The organism is Pseudomonas fjordensis (assembly GCF_976987115.1).
The window spans coordinates 802752-817592 of the sequence record NZ_OZ336860.1 but is presented as its reverse complement, the minus strand read 5'-3'; the positions used below and the strand labels follow the sequence as shown (position 1 = coordinate 817592).

The 14841-nt window shown below is 61.3% G+C and carries 10 protein-coding genes; 3 read left to right on the top strand and 7 right to left on the bottom strand.

The features are described 5' to 3' along the window. Positions 1-58: 58 nt before the first annotated feature. The 4 genes from ACWHXD_RS03465 to ACWHXD_RS03450 form a co-directional block, all read right to left on the bottom strand. On the bottom strand, positions 59-3202 hold the full coding sequence (locus ACWHXD_RS03465; RefSeq protein ID WP_098949644.1) for a CusA/CzcA family heavy metal efflux RND transporter: 3144 nt from the start codon (positions 3200-3202) through the stop codon (positions 59-61). Between the two features lie 18 nt (positions 3203-3220). Next, positions 3221-4327: an efflux RND transporter periplasmic adaptor subunit gene (locus ACWHXD_RS03460; RefSeq protein ID WP_098949645.1), complete on the bottom strand. Its 1107-nt coding sequence runs from the start codon at positions 4325-4327 to the stop codon at positions 3221-3223. 19 nt (positions 4328-4346) lie between these two features. Further along, positions 4347-5573: a TolC family protein gene (locus ACWHXD_RS03455; protein WP_138761229.1), complete on the bottom strand. Its 1227-nt coding sequence runs from the start codon at positions 5571-5573 to the stop codon at positions 4347-4349. 109 nt (positions 5574-5682) lie between these two features. Continuing rightward, positions 5683-6588: a cation diffusion facilitator family transporter gene (locus ACWHXD_RS03450; protein WP_138761228.1), complete on the bottom strand. Its 906-nt coding sequence runs from the start codon at positions 6586-6588 to the stop codon at positions 5683-5685. A 217-nt stretch (positions 6589-6805) separates the two neighbouring features. On the opposite strand from ACWHXD_RS03450, the gene ACWHXD_RS03445 reads away from it, so the two are divergent. Beyond that, on the top strand, positions 6806-8176 hold the full coding sequence (locus tag ACWHXD_RS03445; RefSeq protein ID WP_138761227.1) for a GntT/GntP/DsdX family permease: 1371 nt from the start codon (positions 6806-6808) through the stop codon (positions 8174-8176). Between the two features lie 37 nt (positions 8177-8213). Here the strand turns inward: ACWHXD_RS03445 and ACWHXD_RS03440 are convergent, their stop codons facing one another. From ACWHXD_RS03440 to ACWHXD_RS03430, 3 genes are read right to left on the bottom strand one after another with little or no spacing between them, the layout of a single operon-like run. Further along, positions 8214-8711, bottom strand: a complete 498-nt coding sequence (locus ACWHXD_RS03440) for a DUF4411 family protein (RefSeq protein WP_044271266.1) — start codon at positions 8709-8711, stop codon at positions 8214-8216. Then, a complete protein-coding gene (locus ACWHXD_RS03435; RefSeq protein WP_138761226.1) occupies positions 8708-9844 on the bottom strand; it encodes an XRE family transcriptional regulator in 1137 nt (378 codons plus the stop codon). Before ACWHXD_RS03435 ends, ACWHXD_RS03440 begins: the two co-directional genes overlap by 4 nt. Positions 9845-9904: 60 nt before the next feature. Next, positions 9905-11218, bottom strand: a complete 1314-nt coding sequence (locus ACWHXD_RS03430) for an MFS transporter (RefSeq protein WP_044271261.1) — start codon at positions 11216-11218, stop codon at positions 9905-9907. 186 nt (positions 11219-11404) lie between these two features. On the opposite strand from ACWHXD_RS03430, the gene ACWHXD_RS03425 reads away from it, so the two are divergent. Together ACWHXD_RS03425 and ACWHXD_RS03420 are read left to right on the top strand one after the other, a co-directional pair. Continuing rightward, positions 11405-12823, top strand: a complete 1419-nt coding sequence (locus ACWHXD_RS03425) for a short-chain fatty acid transporter (protein WP_138761225.1) — start codon at positions 11405-11407, stop codon at positions 12821-12823. Between the two features lie 201 nt (positions 12824-13024). Continuing rightward, positions 13025-14725 carry an acid phosphatase gene (locus ACWHXD_RS03420; RefSeq protein ID WP_138761224.1) on the top strand — a complete coding sequence of 567 codons (1701 nt, stop codon included), beginning with the start codon at positions 13025-13027 and terminating at the stop codon, positions 14723-14725. The last annotated feature ends 116 nt before the right edge of the window (positions 14726-14841 follow it).

Genomic DNA, 14841 nt, shown 5'->3' with positions numbered 1-14841 from the left:
GCAAGCTCGCTCCTACAGGTATTAGGGCAAGCCTTTATTTTGCGGCGTTCTCAAAGTATCAGGCGGCCTCTTCATCGCGGCGATGAGCCCATTGGTACAACGCCGGCAGCACCAGTAATGTCAGCAAGGTCGAGGAAATAATCCCGCCAATCACCACCGTCGCCAACGGGCGTTGTACTTCAGCGCCGGTGCCGGTGGCGAGTGCCATGGGGATAAACCCTAGGGACGCCACCAGCGCAGTCATCAACACCGGGCGCAGGCGCGTCAACGCGCCTTCGTGGATCGCCACCGATAACGAGCGGCCTTCCTCGCGCAGGTTTCGGATGAAGGCGATCATCACCAGGCCGTTGAGCACCGCCACACCTGACAAGGCGATAAAGCCCACCCCCGCCGAAATCGACAACGGGATATCGCGCAGCCACAGCGCCATGATCCCGCCGGTGAGCGCGAAGGGGATGCCGGTAAACACCAGCAGCCCATCCTTGAGGTTGTTGAACATCATGAACAGCAAGCCGAACACCAGCAGCAACGCCACCGGCACCACGATGCGCAAGCGGTCAGAAGCCTCCTTCAACTGTTCGAACTGACCGCCCCAAGTGGTCCAGTAACCGGCGGGGACTTTCACCTGGGTGGCGATGGCGGCCTCGGCCTCTTCGACAAACGAGCCGATATCGCGCCCCCGCACGTTGGCGCTGACGATCACCAGGCGTTTGCCGTTCTCGCGGCTGATCTGATTGGGGCCCAGCACCAGGTCAAGGCTGGCAACCTGGGACAAGGCGATAAAGCCCAACTGCCCCGAGGTACTACTCGCCAGCGCCGGCACCGGAATCAACAGGCGTGACAAGCCGTCGATATCGGTGCGCAACGTGTCGGACAAGCGCACCACCATGTCAAAACGCCGATCGCCCTCGTACAACGTACCCGCCTGGCGCCCACCGACCGCGACGGCGATGGTGTCCTGCACATCGCCCACATTCAGGCCAAAGCGAGCGGCCTTGTCGCGGTCGATATTGATGGTCAGCACCGGCAGGCCGGAGGTCTGTTCGACCTTCACTTCCGAGGCGCCGTTGAGCTTCTGCAAGGTCTCGGCGATTTCCCCGGCAGTCTGGTTGAGCACCGCCATATCATCGCCGAACACCTTCACCGCCACGTCGCTGCGCACCCCGGAAATCAGTTCGTTGAAGCGCAACTGGATCGGCTGCGACAGCTCATACACGCTGCCCGGCACAATCGCGCTGGCCCGTTGGATATCGGCGATGATTGCCTCGCGGGACTTCTTCGGGTCTGGCCATTGGTCCTTGGGTTTGAGCATCACGTAGCTGTCGGAAATATTCGGCGGCATCGGGTCGGAGGCAATTTCCGCCGTACCGGTGCGCGCAAACACCCGCTCGATTTCCGGCACTTGGGCCAGCAAGGTTTTTTCCAGTTGCTGCTGCATCTGCACCGACTGGGTCAGGCTGGTACCGGGCACACGCAGCGCCTGTTGGGCAAAGTCGCCCTCGCTGAGGCTGGGGATAAATTCACTGCCCATGCGGCTGGCAACCAGGCCCGAGACGACGATAGTCAGTGCGGCCAGGCCGAACACCAGGGGCCGACGCACCATCACCCAGTTGAGCACCGGGTCATACACCCGGCGCGCACTGCGCATGACGAAGTTTTCTTCTTCCTTGACCTTGCCGGTGACGAACAACGCAATCGCCGCCGGTACGAAGGTCACCGACAGAATCATTGCGCCGAGCAAGGCAATCACCACGGTGAATGCCATGGGGTGGAACATCTTCCCGGCCACACCCGTGAGGGCGAAGATCGGCAGGTACACCACCATGATGATCAACTGCCCGAAGATCAACGCGCGTCGCGCCTCTTTGGCCGCGGCAAACACTTCGTGCAGGCGCTCACTGCGCGTTAGCAACCGACCATGGCGGTGCTGCGCATGGGCCAGCCGGCGGATGGCGTTCTCGACGATCACCACCGCGCCATCAACGATAATGCCGAAGTCCAGCGCACCGAGGCTCATCAAGTTGGCGCTGACTTTGTTGGTGAACATGCCGGTGAAGGTGAACAGCATCGCCAGCGGAATCACCATCGCCGTGATCAGCGCCGCACGGATGTTGCCCAAAAACAGGAACAACACCGCCACCACCAGCAACGCACCTTCGAAGAGGTTTTTCTTCACGGTGGCGATGGCTTTTTCCACCAGGTTGGTGCGGTCATAGACGGTGACCGCTACCACGCCGTCGGGAAGCGAGCGGTTGATCTCCTCAAGCTTTTTCGCCACTGCCTGGGACACGCTGCGGCTGTTCTCACCGATCAACATGAACACCGTGCCCAGCACCACTTCACGGCCATTTTCGGTGGCCGCGCCAGTGCGCAGCTCGCGGCCAATGTCGACCTGGGCCACATTGCGCACGCGGATCGGCGTGCCGTCCGAGGTGGTGATGACAATGTTGGCGATGTCGTCGATAGACGCCACCTGGCCCGGTGCGCGGATCAACAACTGTTCGCCGCTGCGCTCGATATAGCCGGCGCCGACGTTGGCGTTGTTACGCTCCAGCGCCGTGACCAGATCGTTGAGGGTCAGGTTGTAAGCGGCCAGGCGCTTGGGGTCTGGCGCAATCTGGTATTCCTTGGCGAAGCCGCCGATGGTATTGATCTCGGCCACGCCCGGCACGTTGCGCAATTGCGGTTTAATGATCCAGTCTTGGATCACCCGCAAGTCGGTGGGTGTGTAGGGCGTGCCGTCCTCTTTGAGCACACCGTCCTCGGCTTCGACGGTCCACAGGAAAATTTCCCCAAGGCCGGTGGAAATCGGCCCCATCGCGGTTTCGATGCCGTCGGGCAATTGCTCACGGGCCACTTGCAGGCGCTCGTTGACCAATTGGCGGGCAAAGAACAGATCGGTGCCGTCCTTGAAAATCACCGTGACCTGGGACAAGCCGGAACGCGACAACGAACGCGTCTGCTGCAGGCCCGGCAGGCCGGCCATGGCCGTCTCGATGGGAAAGGTGATGCGCTGCTCGGTTTCCAGCGGCGAAAAACCGGCCGCCGCCGAGTTGATCTGCACCTGCACGTTGGTGATATCGGGCACTGCGTCGATGGGCAGTTTCTGATAGCTGGCGATGCCGACACCGGCCATCAACAGCACCGCCAGCAGCACGACAATGCGTTGCTCGATGGCGAATTGGATAAGGCGCTCAAACATGGGGAATCACTCGCAGGATCAATGGGCGTGTTCGGCCGAGCCTTTGCCCAGTTCGGACTTGAGGATGAAGCTGCCAGCCGTCGCCACCTGCGCGCCGGCCTCCAGGCCTTTGCGCACTTCGACGTAGCCGTTTTCACTGACGCCCAGTTCAAGATGGCGAGTGATAAAACCGTCCGCGGTGCGCACAAACACCGAGGGTTTGTCCTCGACGGTCTGGATCGCGGTTTGCGGCACGGTCACCTTGGCCTGGTAGGTATCGGTGGCCACTTGCACGGCCACGAACAAGCCCGGGCGCCAGGCGTCGTCGGGGTTGGGCACCGTCACGCGCACGGTAGCGGTGCGCGTCTGCTCACCGAGCAAGTTGCCCACATAGGCCACGGTGCCCAGTACTTCGGTGCCCATTTCCGTCGAGCTGACTTTCACCGGTTTGCCCACGCGCACCTTGTTCAAGTCCTTGGGAAACACGCCGAAGGTGACCCACACCTGGGACAGGTCCGAGAGGGTGAACGCATTACTGGTTTCACTGACCACCTCGCCCACCCCCAAGTGTTTTTCCACCACCACACCGGCGAAAGGCGCACGCAGTTCATAACGATTGCCGCCGGCCAATACCGCGCTGCCGCTGAGCGCAGTCATCTTTTGCCGCGCATTGTTCAGGGCGATTTCGGCTTCTTGCAGGGTTTGCCGCGCCAGCAGGTAATCCTGTTCGGCAGAGATTTTGTCCTGCCACAACTGACGCTCGCGCTGGAAGGTGGTGCGCGCCAGTTCGACCCGGCGCTCGCTGGCGGCCAATTCGCTGCGCTGGTCGGAAATCTGCTGGCTGGCGATCACCGCCAACAGTTCGCCCTTCTTCACCGACTGGCCCAGGTTGACCTTCACCGCCTCCACCACACCCGCTGCGCGGGGCACGATGTGAGAGGTACGGTCTTCATCAAAACGCACCTCGCCCGGCAGCGTCAGCACGGTGCTGATGGCGCGCGGTTGCGCCTGGGCCAACTGGATGCCGGCGGCTTGAATCTGCTGCTCGGTGAGTTCGAGCTTGCCTTCTTCTTCCTCGGCGTGGGCGAAGCCCGATAGCATCAGGCCCAGGGCGACGGCGAGCGCCATGCCATGTTTTTTGTTCATCAGGAGACTCCAGGAAAAATCAAAAGCGGGCGAGGTCGCCGTAAATGCGTTCGATGCGTACCCAGGCCTCGGTGGCCTGGGCGGTCGCCGCGAGGTATTGGGTGCGAGCCGCGATCAAGGTGCGCTGGGCGTCGAGCACGTCGAGGAAGTTGAACTTGCCCATCTCGAAGCCACGGGTGGCGCTGTCTACCGCACTTTGTGCGGCGGGCAGGATCTGCTGGTTGAACGCGCGCACTTCGGTATTCGCGGTTTGCCACAGGTCCAGGGCCTGGCGGGTTTCGGTGCGCAGGCGCAGTTCGGCGGCGTTGCGCAGGTCGCGGGCCTGGTCGGCGCGTCGAGTGGCCGCGAGGATGTTGCCCTGGTTGCGGTTGAACAGCGGGATCGGCATCGACACGCCCACCAGGTTTACCCGTTCGCGCACGCTGGCGTCGTATTGGCTGCCGATGGACACATCCAGGTCCGGAATGCGCTGGGCTTTTTCCAGGCCCACGCTGGCTTCGTTCTGCACAATATTGAGTTCGGCCAGGCGCAATTCCGCGGTTTGCTCAAGGCGTGCCAGCAATGGCGCGGCGGCGGGTAACGCCGGTACCAAGGTGCTTGGCGCAGCGACGGCCTGGAAGTCGGTGGCGGCGCTGCCGGTGCTGGTGGCGAGGCGACGGTAGGCGTCAGTGAGGCCGATCTGGGCGCGGTTCAATTCCAGGCGGATTTCCGACACCTGCACCTGGGCGCGAGTGGCCTCCACGGGTGACGACTTGCCGGCGGTGACGCGCCCGTTGGCGACCACCAGGCCGCGTTCGGCAAGCGTCATGGAGCGTTGCGCCAGGTCGAGGCGTTCCTGGGCGCGCAAGGCGCCGTAGTAGCTGTCGATGACCTCGGCGCGCAACTGGTTGCGACGCTGCTCCAGGGTCAGCGCGGCGGCATCTTGGGCACGGCTGGCCACTTCGATGCGTGCACCGCGCTTGCCGCCCAGTTCCAGGGTCTGGCTGAGCTTGATGCTGGTGGTGCGGCTGTTGCGGCGGGTGTCTTCGGCGTCCCAGGAGGCCACCGGGTTGGGGATCAGGCCGGCCTGTTGGCGACCGCCCTGGGCGATGTCGATTTCCCATTGTGCGGCCGCCAGGTCCGGGTTGTTGGCGAAGGCGGTTTGCAAGGCTGCATCGAGGGTGAGGGGTTGTGCCTGGGCGGCGTTTGCGGATATCCACAAGGCCAATGCCGCCGCCCCCAACAGTGTTCTAACAAAAATTGCCATAACGAGAGTTCCACGCCCATGAAGTCGCTGAGGTTTCCCAGCGGGGGCAATGTAGCTTTCGGTACTTATCAGGGCCGTGGGCGAAAGATTACAAATCCGTTAGCCAGGCTCAGGCATGCACCTCGTCATGCTCGTCGTGCGTGAATCCCTCGCCCTCCACTTGGATCGTGGCGTGGGAAATATCGAATTGTTCGTGCAGTAACTCCGTCACTCGGCTGAGGATCTGTTGCTCGCTGCCTTGGGACGCATCCGCGACCAGGTGCGTACTCAGCACGTTCTTGCCACTGGTGAGGGCCCAGATGTGCAGGTCGTGCACGTCCTTGACCCCCGGCACGCTGCGAATGCCCTGCTCCACCTGCTCGATGTTCACACCCTCCGGCACACCTTGCAGCAGGATATTCATGCTCGCCTTGAGCAACGTCCAAGTGCGCGGTAACACCCAAAAACCAATGGCGGCCGCGACCACGGAATCGACCCAACCCCAACCGGTGAACATGATCACCAGCGCGGCAATGATCACGCCGACGGAGCCCAGCATGTCACTCCAGACTTCCAGGTAGGCGCCCTTGACGTTAAGGCTCTCGCCACTGGCCGCGCTGAGCAAACGCATGGAGATCAGGTTGACCACCAGCCCCAGCAGCGCAATCACCAGCATGCCGGTGGACTGGATTTCGGCAGGCGCCTGCAGCCGTTGGTAAGCCTCGTACAAGATGTAGAACGCCACGGCGAACAGCAGTAATGCGTTAAAGGCGGCTGCGAGGATCTCGAACCGCGCATAACCGAAGGTGCGCTTGCGATCCGCCGGGCGCTTGGCGACCTGAATCGCCACCAGGGAAATTGCCAGGGCCAGGGCGTCGGTCATCATGTGCGCCGCATCGGACAACAGCGCCAGGCTGCCGGTGACAAAGGCGCCGATCACTTCGGCGAGCATGAAGCTGCCGGTGAGCCCCAGGGCGATCCATAACTTGCGTTCGTGGCCGGCGCGTACTTGGGCGTGGCTGTGTCCTGCGCTCATGAAATGTCCTCGTGGGTTGGGATGGGGCGGATCATAGAGCTATAGGCCAGATCCACGGGCATGGTTTGCAAAATTGTCATCTGCGCGCCAGAGCGTCGTTACTTTCGAACGCACCAAAATCGCCCATGCACGCGTTGGGGGAGCGCTATCAGGTATGCTTTTCAGGCTGAAACAAAAAGAAACATATTAGCCAACCTGCTCGATAAGGAGTCCCGTCTTGGAGTTATCGACTGCCGCGTGGATGGTTCACGACACCCGCCTCATGTTCTGCGTGCTGTTGGCGATCGCCAGCATCATTGTGCTGATCAGCGCGACCAAACTGCCGCCCTTTCTGTCGATTCTGATCGGCACATTTATCGCCGGGGTCGGCGCCGGCCTGCCGCCGGAAGAAGTGGCCAAGGCGTTCAGCAAAGGCGCCGGGGCGATTCTGGGGGAAGCCGGGATCATCATTGCCCTGGGTGCGATGCTCGGCGCGCTGATGGCCGAATCCGGCGCGGCCGACCGTATCGCCACCACGTTGCTCGGGCTGGGCAAAGGCAAGTCATTGCCCTGGGTGATGGCGCTGGTCGCCATGGTCATCGGCCTGCCGCTGTTCTTCGAAGTGGGCCTGGTGATGATGGTGCCGATCATCTTTGTGATGGCCAAGCGTTCGAACCAGCCGTTGCTGAAAATCGCCATCCCGGCACTGGCGGGCATGACCACCTTGCACGCCCTGATGCCGCCGCATCCGGGGCCGCTGATTGCCGTGGGCGCATTGCACGCCGACCTGGGCCTGACCATGTTGCTGGGTTTTTGCCTGGCGGTGCCGGCCGTGATCCTGGCCGGGCCGCTGTATGGCAACTGGCTGTCCAAGCGCCTGCACGTGGATGAACCGGCCGATATCGGCGCGCTGTTCAGCGCACCGCCCAAGGCCCCGCGCCAGCCGAGCTTTGGTGTGTCGTTGCTGATCATTCTGTTGCCGGTGATCCTGATGCTCGGCAGCACCTTGGCCAAAGTCGCGCTGGCGCCGGAAAGCACCCTCGCCCTGAGCTTGAAATTTCTCGGTGAACCGCTGGTTGCCCTCGGCCTGGCGGTGATCGCCGCGGTGGTTTGCCTGGGTTGGGCGGCGGGCATGCCACGCGCCGACGTCGGCAACACCCTGCGCAAAGCGCTGGCGCCCATCGCCGTACTGCTGCTGACCATCGGCGCCGGCGGCGGCCTCAAGCAAACCCTGCTGGACGCCGGCGTCAGCCAGACCATCAGCAAGGTCGCCGAAGGCGCACACATGCCCTACCTGCTGCTGGCCTGGCTGATCGCTGTGGCCCTGCGCCAAGCCACCGGCTCGGCCACCGTCGCCACCACCACGACCGCCGGGATCCTCGCGCCGATGATGGCCGGGTTGGCGGCAACGCAAAGCTCATTGGTCGCCCTGGCTATCGGCGCCGGCTCGGTGTTCTTCTGCCACGTCAACGACGCCGGGTTCTGGATGGTGCGTGAGTACTTTGGCTTGCAGTTGAAACAGACGATTTGGGTGTGGTCGGTGTTGCAGACGATTGTTTCGGTGGTGGGGTTGGTGGGTACCCTGGTGCTTTGGCACTTTTTGACTTGAGTGTCATATCGAGGGGAGACTTTCCTCCCCTCAATTATCAGTGATGCAAGACGAAGCGCGCGTCGAGTTTACCGAGCAATTCAAAAGTATTCATGTAAGGCACGTCAAACAATGAGCACACATTGGGAATGGTGAATTTACGCTTGATGTCAGGGTTATAAACTTCATGCGTAACAACCACGGCGCCTGTAGCCATTGCCTTGGCTATCAACCAAGCATCTGCGCCCTCAAGAAACTCTTCTAAAGCACCGACTTTCATCACCGGTACTTGCTGGGCAATTCTTGAGACAATATTCCCATAGGCCGCTTGAGTCCGTTGATCATTCGAATCTTCAAACAGGCTGGCATTACCTTTCACCCATTGGGTCAACTCGTCATTGCCTTTAGCCAACTCGTCCCTGACGGGGACAATACTGGCAATTTCCAAAGCTTGATGCTGCTGAAGTATCCATGCCCAATAACCTGGGCAAATCGTCATACCGTAATAGCGATTTTTGGCCTCGATCAACGTATTCGAATCCAATAGATGCTTCATGCCGATAGCTTCATCCCGTAAGTCTTCAACTTGGCCGGCTGCACACCCAGCAGTTTCCCAGCATCTCGCAGCAAAATCCGCCCGCTCTGCGCTTCTGCAAGAACAGCCTTGCTCAACCGGGTGCTGTTCCTGATAGCCGCTACGCGGTAGTAATCCCCGCCACTGCCGCCTTTATCTCGATACTCTTGCAGGACCCGACGGTAGTAAGCGCCGTATTGTTCACTACTGATGTGGCCAAGATCACGGGCACGACGGGCAATTACCAATGTGCTGACACGGAAGCGTCCGGCCAACGGCGCCAGGTTTTCTTCCCAATGAAGAGCCGAATTCCAGTGCGCCCGAAAATCATCCTCCGGCGCAAGAAACTCCCCTGCCACCGCATTACAAAAGGCCTCCTCCTGACGAGCGCCTTGACTGCTGCCATCAGATACGCCCGTGCTACCAATCCAGATATGCGCCAGTTCATGCATCAATGTAAAAAGACGTGCCGTGGGCGCGTCCGCGCTATTGATGAAAACCACGGGAGCCATAGGATGGCTGACCGCAAATCCCCGGAATTCACTGACATCAAGTTTCCGATGGGTATTGCCTAAGGCAACACCACTGCGCATTACAAGAATCCCGGCCTCTTCCGCGCCGCTGACCAGCGCCCTCACATAGTCTTCATAACTCATTCGGGCAAAAGAATCCGCCACGCCAAGTACGCGCCGAATATCTGCAACCACTTCTTTTATTGGCGAACGGATACTGAAACTTCCTACGAAGGACAGAGCAGAACGCTCATGATCCTGCAGGTATTCCAAGTACCAGTCCTGTTTACGGAGCACGTCCCTTACGGTGTCCATCAGGTTCAAACTTGGCTTGTCTGGAAAAACGCCACCCACGGTCCGCAGGTCGGGAAGAGGAAGTTGCTCGGGCGGGGGCGTACTGAGAAAGAGATAGCCAAAAGGCACATGCACAAGTGCAGCCCACTTTTGCGCCTGGTTGAAAGAGGGAAGGCTCTGACCATCCTCCCACTCCTTCAGCTTTTCCAATTTGACCATCAGACCTTTAGCAACCTGCTCTTGAGACAGCCCCGCCCGCTGGCGAGACCAGGACAGGATTGCAGAGTTGATATAGGCAGTCTGGGACATAGGGTAAATGTGTTCGTCAAGAATGGACGTGACTATAGGAGCGACCTACCTACCCGTCAATTAATGGCCCCAGGTGCCATTTGTAACAGCGTCTATAGCGTGGCGCTTGCCAAACAGCGCCACACTCGCCACCCCCACCGCCCCCATCACTACGCAATACCCCACACAGATCCAAGGGCTGGTTGGCATCAGCGCGATCAGCAGCAACGGAGTGGTGCTCGCCCACAACGCATAGGCAATGTTGTAGGTGAAGGAAATGCCTGATACCCGTACCTGCGCCGGAAACAGCCCGACCATCACCGACGGCACCGCCCCCACCACGCCGCAGCTCAGGCCCGCCACGGCGTACGCCGCGCCGAGCCACACGCCGCCGGCGATCAGGCTGGCGTACAGCAGGGCAATGCCCACCGGCAGCAACAGGCTGTAGACCAATACCGCGCGCCACGCGCCGATGCGGTCCACCAGCAGGCCGGCGAGGACGCAGCCGATATTCAGGAAGACGATGCCCAGGGCGCTCAGGGCGAAGGTGTGGCTGGGGCTCATGCCGAAGGTTTTCTGCATCATGGTCGGGGTGATGACCACCAGCACCACCACGGCAGACGTCAGCACACAGGTGAGGATCATCGCCGGCAGCAGCACGGCGCGATGGTCGCGCAGCACGGTGCGCAAGGGCATTTCGGCGGCGGCCTGGCGGCGCGCCTGCATTTCCAGGAACACCGGGGTTTCGCTGAGCCAGCGGCGCAGCCATACGCCGATCACGCCGAACACGCCGCCGAGCAGGAAGGGGAAGCGCCAGGCGTAGTCGAGGATTTCGGCCGGGGTGAAGACTTGCGCGAGCAAGGTGGCGGTCAGCGCCCCCAGCAGGTAACCGAAGGTCAGGCCGGCCTGCAAAAAGCCCAAGGCGTAGCCACGATGATGACGCGGTGCGTGCTCGGCGACGAAGGTCCAGGCGCTGGGCACTTCGCCGCCCACCGCTGCGCCTTGCAGCACGCGCAGCGCCAGCAGGATCAGCGGGGCGAAATAGCCGATTTGCGCGTAGGTCGGCATGATGCCGATCAGCAGGCAGGGCAAGGCCATCATCAGGATGCTCAGGCTGAAGACGCGCTTGCGCCCCAGGTGGTCGGCGAAGTGTGCCATCAGGATGCCGCCCAGTGGGCGGGCGAGGTAACCGGTGACGAAGATGCCGAAGCTTTGCAGCAGGCGCAGCCACTCGGGCATTTCTGGGGGGAAGAACAGTTGGCTGAGGGTCAGCGCAAAGAACACGAAGATAATGAAGTCGTAGATTTCCAGGGCGCCGCCGAGGGCGGCCAGGCCCAGGGTTTTGTAGTCGGAGCGGGAAAAACGCTGCGCCCGTGGGGAAAAGGTGGCAGTCATGTGCAGGCTCGGCAGACAAACAAAATGGCGTGCAGGTTATGAGCTGAGCCCATCGATGGCAATCGCGACGGATATATTTGTTTTACTCATTGATCGTTGAAGATAACTACATTCCCAAATCAATGGGCTTAGAGGAACATGCCGTAAAACTGCCAAACCCCATAATAACTACAAGAGGAAAGACTCGTGGCCGATGCTATCGAAGACAGCCGCTATGCCCGATTTGCACTGCGTTGCTCCAACTTCGCCGAGCGCTGGTTTCCTGACTCCTGGGTGTTTGCCGCCCTCGCCGTGATCATCGTCGCCGTGGCGACCCTGGGCATGGGCGCCGCACCGGCCGAAGCGGCCAAGGCATTTGGCGATGGGTTCTGGAGCCTGATCCCGTTCACCATGCAGATGGCCTTTGTGGTGATCGGCGGTTACGTGGTCGCCAGCTCACCGCCCGCGGTGAAGTTGATCGACCGCCTGGCGCGCATTCCCAAGAATGGCCGTTCGGCCGTGGCCTGGGTGGCGTTGATTTCCATGGTGGCGTCGTTGCTTAACTGGGGCCTGTCCCTGGTATTCGGCGGTTTGCTGGTAAGGGCATTGGCCCGGCGCACGGACTTGCGCATGGACTACCGCGCCGCTGGGGCAGCAGCGTACCTGGGCCTTGGGGCCGTTTGGGCGCTGGGGCTGTCGTCGTCGGCCGCGCAGTTGCAGGCCAACCCGGCCAGCTTGCCGCCGTCGATCCTGTCGATCACCGGGATGATCCCGTTCACCGAGACCATTTTCCTGTGGCAATCCGGCGTGCTGTTGCTGGCGCTGATCGTGGTGTCGCTGATCATCGCCTACGCCACCGCACCTGGCCCCAACAGCGCCCGGGATGCCAAGGCCTGCGGCATTGACCCGGCCTTCAACCTGCCCAAGCCGCAAGCGCCGACGCGCCCGGGTGAATGGCTGGAACACAGCCCATTGCTGACCATTCTGCTGGCGTTGCTGGCGGCCGGCTGGCTGTTCCATGAGTTCTCGACCAAGCCGGCGATCAGCGCTATCTCGGGGCTCAACACCTATAACTTCCTGTTCATCATGGTTGGCGCGCTGCTGCACTGGCGCCCGCGCAGCTTCCTCGATGCCGTGGCCCGTGCGGTGCCGACCACCACCGGCGTGCTGATCCAGTTTCCGCTGTACGGTTCGATCGCCGCACTGATGACGGTGGTCAAGGGCGGCGACGGCCAGACCTTGGCGCACCACATCTCGACGTTCTTCACCTCCATCGCCTCCCACGACACCTACGCCCTGCTGATGGGTGTGTACTCGGCGGTGCTGGGTTTCTTCATCCCCTCGGGTGGCGGCAAGTGGATCATCGAAGCGCCGTACGTGATGCAAGTGGCCAATGACCTGCAATACCACCTGGGCTGGGCGGTGCAGATCTACAACGCCGCCGAGGCACTGCCGAACTTGATCAACCCGTTTTATATGTTGCCGTTGCTGGGTGTGCTGGGGCTGAAGGCGCGGGATTTGATCGGGTTTTCGTTTGTGCAGTTGCTGGTGCATACGCCGCTGGTGTTGTTTTTGCTGTGGGCGTTGGGGACGACGTTGAAGTATATGCCGCCTGTGATGCCTTAAAAGGGGTCGGTGTGGGAGCGGGCTTGCTCGCGAATGCGGAGTGTCAGTCAGCGGATTCATTAACTGATCCACCGCATTCGCGAGCAAGCCCGCTCCCACAGTTTGTTTTGTAGCGCTCTTAAACCTGTCTTTGTTCCGTCACATTCCGTTGCTACCGTCCTGCGAAATATCTTGCAACATCTCGCCAAGGACTCCCCCGCAATGAGTGATGAGCACGAAGACCTTCCCTCCTCCGATTCCGCCATCCAACCGACGGTAGACACCAGCCGCCGGCGCTTCCTAGGTGGTGCGGCGGTGTTGGGGGTGGGTGCGACTTTGAGTGCCTGCGGCAATACCAGCGAAGCACCGAGCCCACCCGTGACCCGGCCGCTCACGCCCCAGGAGTTGGATAAGGCATTGCGCGAGCAGGTGAAGACCGTGGTGGTGATTTACGCCGAGAACCGCAGCTTCAATAACCTGTTCGCAGATTTCCCCGGAGTGGAAAAACCGCTATCGGCGTTAACCGCCAAGGACTTCCAGCAGCGCGACCGCGATGGCAGCGTATTGTCTGCCCTGCCACCGAGCTGGGGCGGTGTGTTGCAGGTCGGGCCGCAAACGGTGGACGGAGTGACCTACCCAAGCGAAGTGCAATTCCAGCAAAACCTGCCCAACGCCCCCTTCGCCCTCAAAGGCCCGCAGGGCGAAGACTTGCCATTGAGCCTGGTGACACGCGACCTATGGCACGTGTTCTACCAGAACCAGATGCAGATCAACGGCGGCAAGAATGATGGTTTTGTCGCCTGGGGCGATTCCGGTGGGCTGGTGATGGGCCATTACGCCCAGAGCCGTTATGCCCTGCGCCTGTGGGACGTGGCCAAGGAGTTCGTGCTGTGCGATAACTTCTTCCAGGGCGCGTTTGGCGGCTCGTTCCTTAACCACCAGTACCTGATCAGCGCCACCGCGCCGTTTTATCCCAATGCCGCGCAGTCGGTGGCCAAGGCACAGATCGCCACGCTGCAAAGCGATGACCCCAGCGGCACACGCCTCAAGCCCTTGGACACCTCCCCGGCCAGCGCCATGACCGGCCCGCCACAATTTGGCCCCAGCGCGCTGACTCCCGATGGTTACGGCGTAAACACCCTGGCCCCACCCTACTGGCCCACCTGGATCCGCGACCCGCAAAACCCGGATTATTCCAAGCCCGACCTGCCCAATGTGCTGGTGCCGCAAACCCACGAGCATATTGGCGACAAGCTGTCGAAAAAGAACATCGACTGGGCCTGGTACGCCGGTGCGTGGCAAGCCACCCTGGAGCAGTTCAAGGACTCCGGCGGCATCCCCAAGATTCCGAATTTCCAGTACCACCACCAGCCGTTCAATTACTTCAAGCAGCAAGGGCCGCAAAACCCTGCAGAACGTGCCAAGCGCCTGCGCGACGGCGGTTTGGGCGATGAGTCGAGCACCAACCGGTTCTTCGCCGACGCCCAGGCCGGCAAGCTGCCTGCCGTGAGTTTCTACAAACCCCAGGGCAACCTGAACATGCACGCAGGCTATGCCGATGTGGCCTCGGGCGACCGCCATATCGCCCGCGCCTTGAAGGTGCTGCAAGAAAGCCCGCAGTGGAAAAACATGGTGGTGGTGGTGACCGTGGATGAAAACGGCGGCTGGTGGGACCACGTGGCGCCGCCCCAGGGTGACCGCTGGGGCCCGGGCTCGCGGGTTCCGGCGCTGGTGGTGTCGCCGTTTGCCCGCAAAGGCACGGTGGACCATACGGTGTACGACACGGCATCGATCCTGCGCTTGATCACGCGCGTGTTCCAGTTGGAGACCCTGGACGGCCTCAAGCAACGCGATGACGCGATGATCGCGCGCGGCCAGAAGCCCATGGGCGATCTGAGCAATGCCTTGCAGTTCAGCCTGTAGGGGCTTATCCAATAACGACATGCCGGGCGATTTAACACGCGATTTTCCTGGTCAGCCGCTACTGTGTGCAGGTGGGCTTTCATCCCGCGCAGACGGGTTTCGCTGACAAGGAATCG